Consider the following 18,106-nt stretch of genomic DNA (forward strand, 5'->3'; position numbering starts at 1 on the left):
ACCAGCCACCAGCCCACGAGCACCAGCACGAGCACCGTCCCACGAGCAGCGGAACCACAAGAGCCGTCCACGCACCGCCAGCGCAGCGCGAACGCACCGAGGACAACCGGCCGCCCAACCGGCGGCGAGCGGGGAGGAAACCCATGAAAATCTTCCAGCCGATGCTCTTCGTCGGCCTGGGCGGCACCGGTGGTCTCGTCGGTGCCGAACTGGAGCGCAAGCTCCGGGCCGAGCTGTGCGGCCCGGACGGCGTCGCGCTCACCAGCCGGCTGGCCGGCCACGCCCCGTACCAGCTCCCGGACTGCCTCCAGTTCGTGTACGCGGACTACAGCGAGTCCGACCTCCAGCGGCTGCCGCAGTTCAACGTGGACGCCTCGATGCGGGCCGCGTACGCGCACACCTCGCGGGCCACCCACAACCTGCTGCCGAACTTCGACAGTTCGCCCGAGGTGACCAAGATGCTGCGGGCCAGCCTGCGCGAGGAGGTCGCCGACTGGCTGCCGCCGCGCGTCGACGAGCCCAAGGTGGCCCCGCTGCACAACGGCGCCGGCCAGTTGCCGACCGTCGGGCGCGCGGCCCTCTTCGCCACCCTGCGGCACAGCCTGGCGCCCGTACTCGAACCGCTGCTCCAGGCCATCGACGCGATCGCCAGGTCCGCCGGCGAGCTGAGCGAACTCGGCGGCGGCAAGGTCAACGGCTGCGACGTGTTCGTGGCCTTCTCGGTGGCCGGCGGTACCGGCGCCGGCATCTTCCTGGACTACCTGCACCTGATCAACCACGCCTTCCAGCTCCGCCGCTTCGACGGCGCGAAGATCTACCCGCTGGTCGTGATGCCCTCCTCGTTCCCCACCTCATCCGGTGGCGGCCGGGAGGCCGACCTGAACGCGGCCCGCGCGCTCGTGGACCTGTTCCGCATGGTGGACGCGCAGAACGCGCCGACCGAGGGCGCCGAGATCGGCGACCTGGACCACGACGCGGGCATCGGCATCCGCTACCCGGGCACCACCACCATCCGGCTGCGGACCGGCATCCTGCCCACCGCGTTCCTGTTCAGCCCGACCGCCGGCATCCGCCAGGACGACCTGCGCCGCTCGATCGTGTCGCTGGTCATGTCGCTGGTCGGCACCGAACTGGGGGACGGCTCGTCGCGGGGGCGGGCCCTCGCCTCCGACGACGACTTCCAGACCTTCGCCGCCAGCTTCATCAACCGGGGCGTGCACCGCAGCGCCATCTCCCCCACCGGCATCGGCCGCCAGGGCGTGTCCACCAGCCTCGTCGCCTCCATGACCGCGCCCATCGACCAGCTCGCCGACCTGGTGGCCGGCCGGCTGCTGCGCGAGGCGGTCACCGACCTGGTGGAGCAGCCGCGCACCTCGCTGCGCGCGGGCGCCGTGCCGCTGATCCGCCAGCTCTTCGCCGACTCGCAGCTCGAGGAGCTGTGGGAGCGGCGGCAGTTGGCGGTACCCGAGCCCGATCCGCTGCCGCGCGGCAGCCGGGCCATCGAGCAGGCGCTCGGCGAGCGGATCTCGGACATGCAGCGGCTGCTGTTCGACCTGCAGGCCGTCGCGGAGCGGCAGTGCGCCTCGATGGCCGACCGGTTCGCGCCCCGCCCGGCCATCGACAAGCTGCTCCAGACCGCCGACCCGTTCCTGGCCGAACGCGTCTTGCGCGGCCTGCCCAAGAGCGACGAGCCCATCGCCAGGCTCGGCTTCCTCGGCATGCTCGGCAGCCGCTCGGTGGCCCCGCAGCGCCCGCCGGGCCAGACCGAGCAGCCGCCGAAGACGCCCCGTATCAAGGGCCGGCTCGCCGGCATGTCCCCGGCCCGCTGGGGCGACGCCGACGTGCAGGCCGTGCTCCAGGAGCAGGACGCCTGGTACCGGTGGCGCAGCCAGACCGTCTGGCACGAGGCGTGGCGCGAGCAGCAGCAACGCTGGCAGCCGCAGGCCGAGGCGGCGGCGGCCGACCTGCGCCGCCTGGTGGACGCCTTCCTCAAACACTCCGAGCGGGAGCGGAAGGTCTCCGCGCAGAAGGGCCTCGAACTGTACGAGGACCGCACCGGCATCTCGTACCTGCTGCCGCCGCAGCGCACCCTCAACCACTTCTACGAGGACCTGGTCACCCGGCTGCTGCGGCGCGAGGGGCTGCGCGAGCAGGACACCGAGGCCGCGCTGTTGCTGAAGCTGGTCGACGGGGACACCTGGCGCCGGGTGCAGGCGCTGAGCCGGCGCAGTCCGGACAACGCGGTGGCCATCGTCAAGGCGCAGTTGGAGGGGCGCATCACGCGGCTGTTCGCCGAGAGCGGCGAGCAGTTGGAGGAGCGCCCGTTGCTGCCGTCGATGAGCACGCTGCTGGCCGCCGCGGCGGGTGACTCGGACGCGGCCGAGCAGGTCAGCAAGGAGGCCCTGGACCTGTTCGGGCGCAAGCTGACCGGGTTGCTGCCGGTGGGCTTCACGCCCGAGGGCACCGGGCCGCTGCGGGTGCTCGTCACCTACCCGCGGGTGCAGGCCGTCGAGGAGGTGCAGGAGCACCTGAGCAAGGCGCTGCGGCTGCCGTCGGACGCCAAGAACTCCGTGGAGTACCGGGGCGTGGAGAGCGACTCGATCACCGTGGTCCTCTTCCGCAGCGAGATGAGCCTGACCCAGGTGCCCGAGGCCCGCAAGGTGCTGCGCCAGTGGGCCAGGGCGAAGGACTCCGAGCAGGCCCAGGACGTGCTGCGGTGGCGCCAGCGGTTGGGCTACCGGGACAGTTGGATGGTCAGCGGCGAGGATGACCGGCGCGTCATCCTGCACCGGCTGCTGTGCTGCATGTGGAACGGCCAGGTGGACGTCGTGGACGGCGACTCCAGTTCGCCCGAGCGGGTGCGGCTGCGGCTGTTCCCGGAGACCGGCGACCAGGTGCCGGGCGTGCGGCTGCGGCTCGGCGACTTCCCCGGCGGCGTGTCGAGCTGGGCCGAGCTGCTGCGCGCGTACGAGCGGTGGACGGTCCTGGACGACGAGCGCATCGTGGAGGACTACTGCCGCGAGCTGATGGGCGCCCAGCCGCTGGGCCTGGCCCGCAACGGCAGCGAGCCGCACCCGCTGTTCGTGGAGCTCGTGGAGAAGATCGCGCCGCGCCAGCTCGACCTGCTGGAGGACCGGCGGGAGCGCGGCGGCGAACGGGTCGAGGGGTGGGTGCGCCCGCTGTGGGAGTTCTGGGCCGAGACCCTGCCGGCCGCCCTGGACACCGAGTTCACTGACCAGCGGGCCATCCAGCCCACCCTGCGCACGCTCCTTGAGCATGTCCGCGGCGGTACCCCGCACACCCGCCGCGACCGCGAGGAGGCGCCCGATCCGCGCCGCCCGCTGGCCGACGACGACTGGGGCACCGGGCCACGCACCGAGCCGCCCGGCTACCCGGACACCGACGAGCGCCCGCGCCGCCCGCGCCCCGACCCCCGCTTCGACCCGCGTTCCGACGAACGGGCCGGTGACCGGTCGGACTACCGGGCGGACGACCGAGCGGACGACCGGGCGGACGAACGCCCCGACCCCGACGACCGGTTCGGCGGCCGGTCCGAGCGGCGGGGCGGGGACCGGTACGACGACGCCGACGGGTTCCGCGACGAACGCGACGAGCGGTACCGCGACCGCGAGCGGCACGGGCGCGGCGCGGGCGGGGCCCGCCACGGCCGGTCGGCAGCCGGCCGTGGCGCGCGGGACGACGCGGACCGCGCGGCCCCGCACGGGCCGGGGGCCGGGCCCGACTCCGAGTACGGGACCGCGCCCGGGGCCGGACGCGCCGGTGGCTACCCCGACGACGCGTACGACGACGAACGCCGGCACGCGGCGGACGACCGCACCGGCGAGCGCGCGGGCGACCGCTCCGGCGACCGCCTCGGCGACCGTTCCGGTGACCGCGAGACGCCCTGGGCGCCGTGGGACGATCCCGCCGACCCCCGCCCCGGCGCCGACGAGGGCCCCCGCGACCGCACCCGCGACAACCCGTGGGACGGTGACGCGGAATGAGCGCGGCGGAGGAGATCGGCGCCGTCGTCCACCTGGACCTGCGCGCCCTGGCACCGGAGCTGGACACCGCGCGGGCCGTGCGCGACACGGTCGGCCGACAGCTCGGCCTGGCCGGGCTGCCCGAGCCCGACCACCCCATGTTCCTGGTGGTGGACACGCCGGCCGGGCTCAGCGCCCACCAGCACCAGTACGAACTGCTCACCACCTACCGCGCCGTGGGCGAGGTCAGGATCATCGTCCTGCTGGTGGGCAGCGCCCCCGGCTCGTACGACGACGGCGAGTCCGACGGCGAGGCCGAGGACGCGTACCAGGCCGACCGGCGGCTGATCCGGCCCGCGGTGCTGCGCTCGTCCGGGACGGCCCTGCTGTGGGCCGGCGACCTGCGTTCGGCCCGCACAGCCCTGGAGCAGCCGGCGCCGGACGACCCGCGGGCGCTGGCGGTCCTGGTGGACGTGTTGTCGGTGCCCGACGTCTTCCTGCGCGTGCTCGCGGACGCCGGGGCGCTGCCGGAGGCCGTCGCGGCGCCCGGCGTACGCCTGCTTGAGCAGGACCTGCCGCCCGAGGTGCGCGACCGTGCCTGGCGTGACGCGCTGACCCGGTTCGCCGGCGAGGACACCGAGTTGGCCCCCGGCATGGCCGGCAGCTCCTGGTCGGCGGCCGACCTGCCGGAGCCGCTGCGCGGCCTGGCCACCGGCCGGGCCGGGCGGACCCGACAGCACCGCGAGGCCGGCGGGGTCGCGGACGGCGCCTACCGGGCGTGCGCGGGCGCGCTGGACGACGCCGACGCGGCGCTGGCCGAACTCCAGGCGCTACCGGGCCTGTTGGGCTCGGCGCGGCGGGACGTGTTCGAGGCCGACATCGCGCAGGCGCACCGCTCGCTCGACGAGTACCGGGACCTGGTCGGCACGGCCCTGCGCAGCGGCAGCTCCACCGGCACCGCCCCGCAGGCCGCCGAGGCCACCACCCGGCTGGCCGCGCTCGGCCTGCGGGTGCCGTCGGCCGACGGCGTGGGCGAGCGGATCGGCGAGGGGCTGCGCGAGTTCGCCGGCAAGCTGCTCGGGCAGGGGCTCGCGCTGCGCGCGGTCGCCCAACGCTTCACCGGGCTGGCCGGCCGCGTCGAGCCGGTGCCGGGCTCGGCGCTGCTGCCGCGCCTGGCGGAGCACTCCCCCGAGGCGGTGGCCCACCGCACCCGGGGCAGCGGCGACCCGGTGCCGGCCCCCGCGATCGGCATCGCGGCGGCCGGCCTGGCGGGCGCGTTCGGCGGTCTGTGGCAGGGCCCGCTGATCGCCCTCGCCGCGCTCGTGCCGCTGGTGTTCATCGCGGTGGTGGTGCTCGGCGCCGCCCGCCTGTGGGGCTCGGGCCACCCGGACCGCTGGGCCGTGGGCCCCCGGGTCGCGGTGTGCGCGGGCGCGGCGCTCGGGGTGGCCGCCGGAGCGCTGGCCGACCCGCCGCCGTGGCTGGGCGCCGCGGGCCTGCTGCTCGGCCTCGGGCTCGCGGTGGAGACGGCGCGCCGGCTCTGGTACGCGGCGGCCGACGCCTGGGCGCTCGCGTACGGGATAGCCGAGCTGCGCCAGGCGTTGGAGGGGCTCGACGCTCTGCTGGCCGACGCGGTGCGCGAGCACTGGGCCGCCGACGAGCGGCTGTACTGCGCCGACGCGGCCCGCTCGGTGGCCGGCATGCTGCGCGCGACCGCCGCCGCCGCCGAGGCCGAGGCCCGGGCCGAACCCACCCCGGCCGCGACGCCCGCCGCCGACGACGCCGGCCCGTCGGCCGGTGACGACTGGCTCACCGGTCCGTCCGCGCTGGAGACCGAGTCCCTCGGCGTGGTCGACGGCGCGGACGCCGACTGGGCCAGCGACTACGACTGGGAGGGCGCGGACGCCTGGGGCCCGGTGGCCGACCCGGCGCCGGAGGCCGCGCCCGGCGCGGCCCGGGGGTCGGCCGCCGACCTGCCCGCCGACCCGTGGCGGTCGCCGGAGACGCCGCGCTGGCTGGAGCGCGAGACCGGCGAGGGCGGGGCCGACCTGGTCGCCACGCTGACCGCCGACCTCGTGGACGCCGCCGTGGTGGCGATGGGCCCCTACTGGGGTGCCGTCGAGCGCGGCCAGGCCGGCGCGTTGGCCGTGCGGCGCAACGACGAGCGGGTGCGCGACCTGCTCGGCACGGCCCGCCGCCACCTCCAGCGCAACGGGGTGCTGGCCCCGCCGCCGTTCGCCGACCGCCACCGGGCCCGCCCGACCTCGGCCAACCTGCTCGGCACCGACCCGCACCGGGTGGCCGAACTCGTCGGCGCCGAGCCCGAGCGGCACGCCGTGGTGCAGCTCTCCTCGCCCGAGCAGGCCACCTTGCTCAACCGCGACCCGCAGGCGGCCGTGTGGCTCAGGTTCGCCCCGGACGCGGTGCGCGGCGACGTCGAGCGCGCCTGGCGGGCCAGCGGCGCCCCGCAACCCGACGACGCGCTGTGGACGGCGACGGGCCGCTACGCGGGCCTGATCCGGCTCACCCCGCTGCGGATGGGCGTGGTGGACACCGTACGACCCCGGCAGCTCGCCGACGACGACGGCGCCGATGGTGCCTACAGCGCCGACGGAGCCACCGGTTACGGCTTCGCCGGCCTCGACGGCCGGGCCGGCCGCGACCGGTTCGCGGACGGCGCGCGCCCGTACGACCGAAGGGACGGCGACCGCCGGTGACCAGCACCTCGCACCCGCACCGGGTGGAGCAGGCCGGGGCGCATCGCGCCATGCTGGCCTTCAACACGCCGGCGGGGCGGCGGCACACCGCCCCGATCCGGTTCGGCCGCGAGTCCCGGCGCGACCCCCAACTGCCGCAGCGTGTGCGCAACGGGCTGCTCGGCGACGAGGAACAGCAGGTCGTGCAGGTCCGGCTCGCCGCGTCCGAGGCGGCCAACCCGGCGGCGCGCGCCCTGCTCGACACCGAGGCCGGCACCGCGCTGCGGCTGCACCAGCTCCTGGAGGACACCGACTACGCCGGCCTCTTCCCCCGCGTCGTCGGCCACGAGCTGGACGCGGCCGAGCCGTTCCTGCTCTACGCCGCGCCGCGCGGCACCGCCGCCCTGCGCACCCACGTGATGTCCGCGACCGACCAACGGACCTTCGCCCGCGACCTGGTCCTCGCGCTGTGCCTGCTCGACGCGCAGGGCCTGGTGCCGCGCGGCGTCTCGCCCGGCACCGTGCTCTGGGACGGCACCTCGGTGCAGTTGTGGGGCCTGGAGGGGGTGGCCCGCGCCGGGCGGCGGCGCACCCGCTGGGGGCGGGCCCCGTACTGCTCGCCCGAACAGCGGCGCGGCGAGGGCCTGGTGGACGCGCGGGACGCGGTGTGGAGCGTGGCCCAGGTGCTCTACCAACTCGTGACGGGCCGGCCCGGGCCCAGCGACCGGGCGCCGGCCGACCTCGGGGAGCACCGGGTGCTCGCCGAGACGCTGCGCGGCGCGTTCGCCCCGCTGGCCGCCGACCGGCCCTCGCCGACCGACCTGCTCGACCTGCTGGCCCCGGGCGCGGCCGGGCGCGTCGCGCTCGCCGCGGCCACCGACGGCGACGAGCCACACCGGGCCGCGTTCGACCACGCGCTGCGCCTCAAACGGCGGTCCCCGCCCCCCGACCGGCCGCCGGGGCCCGAGCCCGCCGGCGGCGAGGTGCTCTGCCCGTACTGCCTGGAGCCCATCCGGCTCGACCTGTCCGCGCTGTACGACACCGACAGCCGGATGCAGTACCAGAAGCTGGACATCTCCGGCATCTCCAGTCCGGTGCGGCGGCAGGACGTCATGCGCGGCGCGGTCCAGAAGTGCGCGGCCGACCCGGACTTCCCCGCGCACTACATCCCGGTCCCCTACCTCACCTACGGCCGGCCGCTCACGGTCGCCATGGTCGGCCAGTCCTCGACCGGCAAGAGCCACCTGCTCACCCAGATGATCGCCGAGATCACCGACGGCGGCCTGGAGCCGTACGGTCTGAGCTGGCAGTCCGTCAACCCGGCCCAACACGCCAGGTTCGTACGGGAGCGGGTGCAGCCGCTGCGCAACGGCAAGGTGCTCGGCCACACCGAGGGCATCGGCCTGGACGGCTTCGCGCGGTTCGTGGAGTCCCTGCTGATCACCGACGCCCGCGGGCAAACCCGGCCGGTCGCGTTCTTCGACCTCGGCGGTGAGGACCTGGTGCGCACGGACGCCGCGTTGCGCTTCCTGCTCGGCGTCGACGCCGTCGTCTTCGTCGTGGACCCCGCGCTCGCGCTGCCGCTGCCCCACCTGGACCACGCCAGGGAACGCTGGGGCCTTGAGGTCAACCGGGACGGCGACCTGGCGTTCGGCACCGTGCTCGACCGGCTGCCCAAGAGCGGCCCCTACCTGGAGGTGGCCGGCGCGGTGGTGCTGGCCAAGGCCGACCTGCTGCGCTTCCAGCCCCCCGTGGGCCGCTGGCTGGACGAGGTGCCGCGGGCCCCGCTCGACCCGGCGCTCGCGTACGCGGAGAGCCGGGACGTGTACGGGCTGCTGCGCCAGCACGCCGGCCAGGCGTGGTTGCGGCCCTTCGACGCGATCCGCCGGTGCACGCTGCACGTCGCCTCGGCCACCGGCGGCCAGGAGGCCGGCGGGCGCTACCCGGCGGGCGCGAGCCCGCGCCGGGTGCTGGAGCCGCTGCTGTCGCTGCTGGCGATGCACGGGCTGATCGACGTTCCGGGCGGCGTCGACGCGCACGCCGTGGGATGGGCGCGGGACGCGGGACCGGCGCCGCGAGGCAGGGGCCCGGTGCGGCCCGACGGAGAGGACAGGCTGTGAACGACTTCCACGAGCGCCGGCCCGCCCAGCGCGTGCCGGGCGACGGCACGGGCCCGAGCGCGGGCGCGGGCGCGGGTACGAGTGCTGGCGCGGGCGCGGGCCCGGACCACGTGCACCAGATGGTCTTCCGCTGGGAGGGCAACCACGGCCGCCAGGACACCGGCATGAAGGCCGTCGCGCACTCCTGCTCCGCCGAACGGGCCGAGGAACTCGGCCGCGAACTGGGCCCGTTGCTCTGGGTGTCGGGCGCTTCGGACACCCGGTCGAGCGTCGTGCGCACGCTGTCCCAGGACGGCGACGTCATGCTCGTCCAGCGCTGGCCCACCACCGACCGGGGCGGCCGGCCCAGCACCGTGAGCCACGTCCTGCTCGGCGACGCCGGCAGCCTCAAGACCCGGCTGTGCCTGGGCCTGGCGTACGGCGGCTGGGGACGGCGGGAGAAGGCCGAACAGGCCGTCGGCGAGCAGCCACCGGTGGCCTGCGCGAGGCTCGACGCGGTGGCCCGCGAGCGGCTGCCGGCGATGACGGACCGGCTGCGCCAGGTCCGCAAGGAACTCCTCACGGTCACGGCCGAGTGGCTGCGCGACCCGGAGCCCCGCGTGTCGCTGCGCTCGGACGCGCTGCCGGTGGTGGCCGACCAGGACAGCGCCCCGCTGGTGTACCTGGGGCTGTTCCTGATCTTCGGCCACTGGCTGAACCGCGAGTGGACGTTCGCCACGTACGACACCGTCGACACCCACCCGCTCCGGCTGACCTGCGTGCCGGACTGGAAGCCGGACACGGGCGGCTCGGGCCCGCTGGCGCGCGTGGTGACGGAGCCGCCGACGAACCCGCGGACCGAGCACAAGGCGGCGATGTGGCTGCTGGAGTACCTGCTGGCCCACCCGGGCCAGCCCGCGGGGGTCGCCCCGCTGGCCGACCTGCTCCGGGGCGCGGCGGCGCTGCCCTGGCCGCAGCGGGAGGCCGAGCTGCGGACGGTGCTGCGCAGGCTCGGCCCGCCCGCCACCGCCACCACCGACCCGCGCCGCGACCCGGCCCGACCCGCCGACCCGGCGCCGGCACCCGCGCGGGCCACCCCCGCGCGGGCCGAGCACGCCACCGCGCCGGCCCCCCCGCGTCTCCCTCCAGCGCCCGGCCCGGCCCCCGGCGCCCCAGGCCCCCGCGCCCGACCCCGCCGTCGGCGCGCCCACGGGGTACGCCGCGCCGCGGCCCGACCCCGCGCCCGGCCGGCCCGCCAACGACCCGACCACCGCGCCAACCGACCACCCGGCCGCCGTACCGGAGGACCACCCGGCCGCCACGCCCCCGGCCCGACCGGACGGCGCGCCATCGGGCCGACCGGCCGCCACACACGACCCCGCCCCGGCCGCCCCGCACGGCCCCGCGCCAGCCGGTCCGGGCGGTACCGGGCAGCAGGGCCGGGTCGCCGGGGCCGTCTCGCTCCACGAGGACCTGCACCTGTACCGGCGTACGAACACCCTCCAGCACGCCGCGCTGACGCGGCGGCTGCGAGCGGTGTCGGACGCGACGCTCATCGCCGAGCTGAAGGAGCCCGCACTGCCCGCCGACGCCCGGGAGTTGCTGCTTGGCGAACTCCGGGACACCGGCCGCCTCCGGGATCGCACGGCCGAACTACGACACGACCTGTGCGCCGAGGTGCTGCGCCGGAGCCTGTACTACGACCCGAACCCCGACGAACGCGAGCACCGCACGCCCCAGGAGCGGATCCACCAGGCGGCCGACCTCTTCACCTGGGCCGTCGCCCCGGTGGCCCACGACGAGCAGCACCGGCACGCGCTGCTGGAGGTCTTCCACTGGTTCTGCCGACAGCAACCGCCCGCCTCCAACCTGTGGATCGAGCGCACCGTCCTCGCCCCCGTCAGCGAACTGCCCCCCAACCTGCCCGTCGCCCTGTGGCAGGAGCTCGTCCGCGACCTGCTGCGCCGCCCCGGCCCGACCCCCCGCCATCCCCGGCAACGCCCCACCTCAGCCCGCCCCGACCGCTCCCGCCACCCCGGCCACCCAGCAGTCCGCCGCGCCTGAACGCCCCGAGCGGGCCCGCCCGGCCTGGCTGTCCAGGCTGCCGAAGGGCGACGGACAGGGCACGTTCTGGGTCCTGTTGGCCATGGGCCTCACGGTCGTCGCCCTGATCGTGCTGTTCACGATCCTGCTGGCGAACATGGCCTGAGGAGCCACGCCCCGCCCCGCGCCCCGCGCCCGGGCACGGGCTGACCGGGGCGCGGGTGGGTGCACGCGCTGGCGTACGCGGTCGGGTCGGCGTACCCGGCCGGGTCGGCGTACGCGCCGGCCGGCGCGGCCGGCGTGCGGTGTGGCCGGCGTGCGGTGGGCCGCTACGCCAGCCCGGGCCGACCGTCACCGTCCGAGCCGTCCGGGTCGTCCGGGTCGGTGAGGTCGGTTGGGTCCTCGGGCTCGTCGTCGGGCTCGTCCTCGGGCTCGTCGTCGGCCGCGTACGGGTGGACGTAGCGGCCCGGCGCGAAGGGCGTGAACCAGCGCGAGATGCCCATCGGGGCGACGCCGAGATAGGCGCCGACCGGGCTCTCGTCGATGCCGTCCATCGAGTCGTCGTAGAGCCACTCGTGGTTCATGTCCTCGTACACCGAGTCGGCGAAGCACTCCAGGGCCAGCGAAACGCCGTCGTCCAGCAGGCCGAAGAGGTCGAGCGCGATCTCCGCCTCGCGCAGCAGCAACCGCAGCGCCAACTCCTCGGCCACGCAGCTCGGCCGCTCGAAGGTGCCCTGGGTGAAGCGGGTGGTCAGGGCGATGGCGGTGACCAGGAAGCGGCGGGCGAAGCGGGCGTCGTAGCGCAGCGCGTAGCGCCGGGGCAGCTCGTCGAGGAGCCACATCGGCTCGTCGCAGTCGGCGACGCTGCCGCCGTCCTCGTCCAGCGCGCACACGTCCTGGAACAACTCGTCCAGCAGCAGGTCCGTCCCGTACACCAGCGCGCCGGCCGCGAGCCGCGCGTCCGCCGTCGAGACGACCGGCCCCTGTCGGTCGTGCGCCCCGCTCGGGCCACCGGCCGCGTCCGGACCGCCGGCCCCAACTGTCTCATCCGCCCCGGCCGACTCCGGGGGGCCGCCGAACGCCTCGGGGCCGAACGCCCGCAGTTGGTCGGCCAGCCCGCGGAACGTGTCCCGCATGGCGGCGGAGTCCACGGGATCGCCCGGCGCCTCGGCCGCCGGCCCGTCGCCGCCCTGTCCGCGCAGCCGCGCGCGGCGCGACGCGAGGTCGTCGGGCGGGGCGCCGGGGCCGAGCGCGGCGTCCAGGCTCTCCTTCGCGAGATCGGCGTGCAGTTCGACGGCGCAGCGCGCGACGGTCCACCCCGCGAGCAGTTCGGAGCGCTCCAACAACTCGTCCACCAGCGAACGCACCGCCTCCTCGGCCAACTCCAGCATCGGAGCGTCCACGAAGACCTTCATCAGCGCCCCGCCGGGATGCACGCCCACGAAGGTGTCGAGGATGTCCACCTCGACGCCGTCCGGCCCGTCGATCGCCTCCACCGACTCGAACCCGCGCTCCAGCAGGGCCACCACGCCCACCCGGTGCAGGGCATCCAACTCGGGGTCACCACTCGGTATCTGAGCGTCCACACTCACCGCGTACTTCACGATGCCAGCGTGGCAGGCCGAGCCTGTCGATGCGCCCGCAATCGTCACTTCGCCCCGCCCGCCCGGCGGTTGTGGCCGGCCCGCGCGACCCGGTGCCGGGCGGCGGTGGCGGTTCCGGTGCCGGACGGTACGCCGCAGGTCACGGAGGGCGAGCGCGGCCGTGGCCGCCGCACCTCGGTCACCGGCGGCGTCTATCCTGCCTCCGAGTTCGGTGATCTTCCGCCGGACGACGACACAGGGGCGATCGGGGGATCAGTCCGTCATGCGCGACGACCACGACGGCGGCCGGGGCGACGGCATCAGCGGCATAGAGCCACTGGCACCGACCGATCCACCCCGCGTCGGCCCCTACGTGCTGCTCGGCCGGCTCGGCTCCGGCGGCATGGGCCGGGTCTACCTGGCCCGCTCGGCGGGCGGGCGGACCGTGGCCGTGAAGGTCGTACACGAGGAGCACGCGTCCAACCAGGAGTTCCGGGCCCGCTTCCGGCGCGAGGTGGCCTCGGCGCGGCGCGTCGGCGAACGGTTCACCGCCCCGGTCCTGGAGGGCGACCCGGACGCGCCGCGCCCATGGGTGGCCACCGGGTACGTGCCGGGCCCCTCCCTGGAGCGGGTCGTACGCGAGCACGGCCCGCTGCCGACGGCCTCGGTGCACGAGCTGTTCGACGGCCTGACGCGGGCGCTACGGGGCATCCACGAGGCCGGGATCGTGCACCGCGACCTGAAGCCGTCCAACGTGCTGCTCACCATCGAGGGGCCGCGGGTCATCGACTTCGGCATCGCCCGCGCCCTGCAACCCTCGGTCGAGTCCCTGCTGACCAGCACCGGCATGGTGATCGGCTCGCCCGGGTTCATGGCCCCGGAGCAGGTCGTCGGCGATGCCGTGGGCCCCGCGGCCGACGTCTTCGCGCTCGGCTGCGTGACGATGTACGCGGCCACGGGCCGGCTGCCGTTCGGCCACGGCGCCCCGAACCAGCACGCGGTGATGTTCCGCATCGTCCAGTCGGCGCCGGACCTGACCGCCGTCGAGGACGACGCGCTGGGCGCGCTGATCGCCCGCTGCCTGGCCAAGTCCCCCGCCGACCGCCCCACCGTGGCCGACCTGCTCGCGGACCCGGCCCGCGCGCGGCGCACGCCCGGCGACGGGGCGTGGCTGCCCCCGGCCCTGGTGGCCCGACTCGCCCAACAGGCGGCCCGCCTCCTCGACGCGGAGGCCCCGGACACGCCGTACGTCCCCGCCCCGGACACGCCGCGCGCCTCCGTACCGGACGCGCCGCACGCTTCCGTACCGCCTTCGGACGCCGTACCGCTGGCGGATGCCGTGCCGTCTTCGGACAGGGCCACGGTTGGCCTGCTCCCCAAGGCTGCGGAGGGCGCGGGGGCCGCGAAGGCACCCGAGGCACCTGGGACACCCGAGGCACCTGAGACGACCCCGGCGCCCGCCGAGGCCTCCGCCGCCGAGGGGTCGGGCTCGACCAACAAACCGGCCTCCGCCAAGCCCGCCGCCGAAGCCCGCGTCACAGACCGCCCCGAAGACCGCCCGGGAGGCCGCCCCGAAGACCGCCCCGAAGCCCCGTCGGCGGCCCGCTCCGACGGCCGTGCGGCGGGCCGCTCCGAAGGTCGTCCCGAGAGCTGGCCCGAAGGCCCCGCCTCCGATCCGGTCGGCAGCCCTCCCGGCGCCACCGCCGGCGGCCCCGCCCGGGACCGGGGCGGACGGGCGCGGCGGCGCGGGGGCTGGGTGATCGCGACGGTGGTGCTCGCCGTGATCGCCACCGCGAGCGTCGCGACGCTGCTCGCCCGGGGTGGCGGCGACTCGGACGACCGGGCCCGGGGCGGCACCACGGCCGGCCCCAGCGCGCCCGGTACCGCCGCGCCCACGCCGTCCACGGGCAAGGCCGGGGACGACGCGAAGCGCGACCCGAAGGACGCGGGAAACGCCGAAGACAAGGACGAGAAGAAGGCCAAGGACGGGGAGGACGACGCGAGTCGGGACGAGACGCGCGCCAAGGACCCGTCGCGCGAGGGCGGGGACGCGCCCGCCGACGGCGGCGACGCGGCCGACAAGCCCAGCGGAAACGACTCAGCGGACGACGACGCCGACCCGCCCACCAAGCAGAAGCCCGGTTCCGGCGACGCCCAACGGCCGCCGTCCTCCCGGCCCACCTCCTCGGGCGCGGTCCCGCAGCGCTACCTCGGCACCTGGGAGCGCAAGAACTACGCCGGTCCCGTCTCGCAGCGGATGGTGGTCCGTCAGGCGTCACCCGGCCAGCACGTGATCACCCTGAGCTACGACGGGGCCGGGCACTGCGAGTCGACGGCCACGCTCGTCGCGATGGAGGACGGCGGCAAGCGGATGTCGGTCGGCCCGACCGACGTGGACACGGTCGCGTCCAACGGCTACTGCCCCTCGGACAACGCCTCGTCGTTCGCCTTCGGCAGCGACGGCAAGCTCTACCGGACCGTGGGCTTCCAGCAGGACATGACCCCCTTCACGCGCATCCGCTGACACCCCGTCCGGAACCCGGCCCTACGGCGGTCCCGGGGCCGGCACCGTCGTGGGCGTACGCCGGTACGAGGTCGCGCGGCGTTCGGAAAGTGTGGCGAGGGAACCTATCGCCACCCCTTCGACGTCAACTCCCCAAGGAATGCAATTCACCCGGCGGACGCGTGCGGCGGATACCTATCGATTGCGGAGGCTCCCCGACTACCTATCGCAACCACCTCCCGCTTTCCCGCCCAATAAACGCACATCCGCTCTCTGGAAACAGAAATCCCCTTACGGCGGGACGTCACGAGATAGCGCGGTTCTCACGCCTTTCCGCCCTTTGCGCCGCGAAGGAGGGGAATGGCGGGTCCCCACTCCAGGCCCGCGAGCAGTCTTTCAAACAGCCAGTGACCTGCACTTATATGCGAGCGGCAGTCAATCGAGGCCGCCCCGCGAACGCCGCCCGAAGCGGGCCTTGCGGCAGCCGAGCTATAGCCGCGCGTTATGGAAAATTGTTACTACCCGCTTCAACAAGGTTTCGGAATCCTGGTAGCGCCCCCTGGCAAACCGACGCACGAGAAATCGCGCGTCTTCGGAAACGAGGAACCTTGCGTATATCCAGGTTGATCCCCGCACTCGTAGCCGCTTCGGCATCCGTCATGTCGCTCGCCGGTACCGCCACGGCGGCCGAGCCGGCCCCCAAGCCCTCGACCCCGTCGAGCGTCGAAACCAAGATCATTGGTGGCGGGTACGCGCAGAGTGGCCCCTGGGCCGCTCGCCTGTTCTCCAACGGGAGGCAGACCTGCACCGCCACCATCATCTCGGCCAACTGGATTCTCACCGCCAAGCACTGTGTGACCGGCGGTGGCCTCTCGTTCCGCATCGGTAGCCTCGACCAGACCAGCGGCGGCACGATGGCCAACGGCGCGCAGACGGTCACGCACGCGTCGTCCGACCTGGCGCTGGTCCGCCTCGACCGCTCCGTGTCCGCCACCTACGCCAAGCTCGGCCAGCCGGGCTCGGTCCAGACCGGCCAGAGCGTCCAGGTGTACGGCTGGGGCGCGACGTCCCAGTGCGGTTCGGAGATCAACTGCCAGTCGCAGTTCCTGAAGGTCGCCAACGTGACCGTGACCGGTGGCTGCCGCGACGCTTACCAGGGCCAGGCCATCTGCGCCCGCCGTGGCAACGGCATCACCGCCGGCGGCGACTCCGGCGGCCCGATGATGGCGGGCGGCGTCCAGGTCGGCGTGGCCTCCACCAGCGACCGCCAGACCACCACGGCGTACACCAACGTGACGGCGTACCGCTCGTGGATCCAGCAGGTCGCGGGCGTCTGAGCAACGCCACCCTCCGCCGTGCGCGTTGACGCGCGCTGACGGAACGCCTCGGGACGGGGGCGCTGCCCCGCGCGGTCACACCGCCGCGGGCGGCGCCCCCGCTCCCGTCCGGGCGCCGGCCGTTCGCCTACGCGACGGCCGGCGCCCTTCGGCGTTCGGCGCCGAGGTGTCGGGACGGGCGGGCCCGGGACGGCGCGGCCGGCGGCCGGGACCGCGCGGGCCGACCACTCCCAACCACCGCCGACCACTGCCAACCACCGCCGTCCGCCGACGGACACACCCGGCGTTCACGGCAGGCCGGGCGGAAAGTGCCACGGTAAGAGGCAGCGGAAAAGCGGCGAACGGTGCACACTCATGTGGGGGGTGGTAAGCGCTCGCTGTCCCCGTCGTGCTCTTCGCCGCAGCGCACCCACCAGCGAAACCCACCCCCACGCGGGGGCGGCGACCCGCTGTCGTACGGGTGGCAGGGGGCGGGGGCGCGGGTCGTCCGCGGCGGCACGGGGGCGATCCCAGGGGCCCGCCGACCGGCGCGGCCCGACCGGGCAGGCATCCACGGGCGCACCCCGTCGAAAGGGCATGTATCCGTGGTGGCAGCGCATCGGCCGTCCCGCGTGCTGAAGGCGATCCCGTACGTGGTCATGGTGGTCGTGGTCGTGGTGGACCTGACGGCGGGCGCGGGCGTGGGGTTCCTGCCACTGATGTCGCTGGGCCCCGCCTTCGCCGGCCTCGTGGGCGGTTGGCGGCGCACCGCGTGGATCGGCTCGCTCGCGCTGGCCCTGACCGTGGGGCTCGGCGTCTACGACGACCTCCTCGCCCACCGTCGCGGGATCACCGCGCTCGTGTCGGTCGCCGGCGTCACGGTGGCGGGCCTGGTGGCCGCGGTGATGCGCCAGCAGCGCGAGGAGGAGTTGGCGAGCGTGCGCTCGATCGCCGAGGTCGCGCAGCGCGTGCTGCTGCGCCCGGTACCGCTCGCCGCCGGGTCGCTTCGCGTCGCCGTGTCGTACACCTCGGCGGTGGCCGACGCCCGGATCGGGGGCGACCTGTACGAGGTGGTGGCCACGCCGTACGGGGTGCGGACCATCGTCGGCGACGTACAGGGCAAGGGCCTGGAGGCGGTGGAGACGGCGGCGGTCGTGCTGGGCGCGTTCCGCGAGGCCGCCTACGACGAGCCCACCCTGACGGCCGTCGGGGAGCGCCTGGAACACGCCCTCGAACGGCACCTGACGGCGGAGAAGTTCGTCACGGCCGTGCTCGCCGAGTCCGGTACCGGGCCCGAGCCGGACCCCGGCTGCGGGTCCGAGCCGTCGATGACGCTGCTCAACTACGGTCACCCGGCCCCGCTGGTGGTACGGCGGGACGGCACCGCGGCGTTCCTCGCCCCGCCCGAACGGGCCCTGCCGCTCGGCCTCGCCCTGCACGGGGTGAAGGGCCCGCACCCGCACACCGTGGACTTCGCCGCCGGCGACCAGATGCTCTTCTACACCGACGGCGTCAGCGAGGCCCGCGACCCCGAGGACCGGTTCTACCCGCTGGAACAGCGCGCCGCCCTGCTCCGCGACCGCGACCCCGAGGCCGCGGTGGAGGCCCTGCGCCAGGACCTGGTCGCCCACACCCAGGGCCCGCCCCACGACGACGCGGCCATGCTGCTGGTCCGCTACCGGTCCGACGAGCCCTGCCCGCCGCCCGCCCCGGACGCGGTGCGCTGAGCGCGGGGGCGCGGGGCGCGAGCGGGCTCGGACGCGGGCGCGCGCGGCGCGGGCGCGGGTGCTGAGGCAGGGGCGGGTGCGGACACGGGAGGCGGGCCCAGGGAGGGCGCGGTGGCGCGGGGGCGCGTGCCGGGGCGGGCCCCGGTGGGTGGCGCGGCG

The 18,106-nt window shown here is 75.6% G+C and carries 8 protein-coding genes; 7 read left to right on the forward strand and 1 reads right to left on the reverse strand.

Features of this window, described 5'->3' with window-relative positions:
* Positions 1-143: 143 nt before the first annotated feature.
* The 4 genes from OYE22_RS14960 (at position 144) to OYE22_RS14975 (ending at position 10,839) form a co-directional block, all read left to right on the forward strand.
* A complete protein-coding gene (locus OYE22_RS14960) occupies positions 144-4,004 on the forward strand; it encodes a tubulin-like doman-containing protein (protein ID WP_277320868.1) in 3,861 nt (1,286 codons plus the stop codon).
* Positions 4,001-6,697, forward strand: a complete 2,697-nt coding sequence (locus OYE22_RS14965) for a hypothetical protein (protein WP_277320869.1) — start codon at positions 4,001-4,003, stop codon at positions 6,695-6,697. The genes OYE22_RS14960 and OYE22_RS14965 overlap by 4 nt, the downstream gene beginning before the upstream one ends.
* On the forward strand, positions 6,694-8,796 hold the full coding sequence (locus tag OYE22_RS14970) for a hypothetical protein (RefSeq protein WP_277320870.1): 2,103 nt from the start codon (positions 6,694-6,696) through the stop codon (positions 8,794-8,796). Before OYE22_RS14965 ends, OYE22_RS14970 begins: the two co-directional genes overlap by 4 nt.
* Positions 8,797-10,311: 1,515 nt before the next feature.
* Positions 10,312-10,839 carry a hypothetical protein gene (locus OYE22_RS14975; protein ID WP_277320871.1) on the forward strand — a complete coding sequence of 176 codons (528 nt, stop codon included), beginning with the start codon at positions 10,312-10,314 and terminating at the stop codon, positions 10,837-10,839.
* Between the two features lie 308 nt (positions 10,840-11,147).
* Here OYE22_RS14975 and OYE22_RS14980 read toward each other — a convergent pair whose 3' ends face one another.
* Positions 11,148-12,422, reverse strand: a complete 1,275-nt coding sequence (locus OYE22_RS14980; protein WP_277320872.1) for a hypothetical protein — start codon at positions 12,420-12,422, stop codon at positions 11,148-11,150.
* A gap of 262 nt (positions 12,423-12,684) precedes the next feature.
* On the opposite strand from OYE22_RS14980, the gene OYE22_RS14985 reads away from it, so the two are divergent.
* The 3 genes from OYE22_RS14985 to OYE22_RS14995 all read left to right on the forward strand — a co-directional run bounded on the left by OYE22_RS14985 (position 12,685) and on the right by OYE22_RS14995 (position 17,947).
* Positions 12,685-14,925, forward strand: coding sequence for a serine/threonine protein kinase (locus OYE22_RS14985; protein ID WP_277320873.1), 2,241 nt, complete (start codon positions 12,685-12,687; stop codon positions 14,923-14,925).
* 587 nt (positions 14,926-15,512) lie between these two features.
* Positions 15,513-16,241, forward strand: a complete 729-nt coding sequence (locus tag OYE22_RS14990; protein ID WP_277320874.1) for a trypsin-like serine protease — start codon at positions 15,513-15,515, stop codon at positions 16,239-16,241.
* 638 nt (positions 16,242-16,879) lie between these two features.
* Positions 16,880-17,947: a PP2C family protein-serine/threonine phosphatase gene (locus tag OYE22_RS14995; protein WP_277324140.1), complete on the forward strand. Its 1,068-nt coding sequence runs from the start codon at positions 16,880-16,882 to the stop codon at positions 17,945-17,947.
* The last annotated feature ends 159 nt before the right edge of the window (positions 17,948-18,106 follow it).

The organism is Streptomyces sp. 71268, assembly GCF_029392895.1.
In the GTDB taxonomy this organism is placed as follows: domain Bacteria; phylum Actinomycetota; class Actinomycetes; order Streptomycetales; family Streptomycetaceae; genus Streptomyces.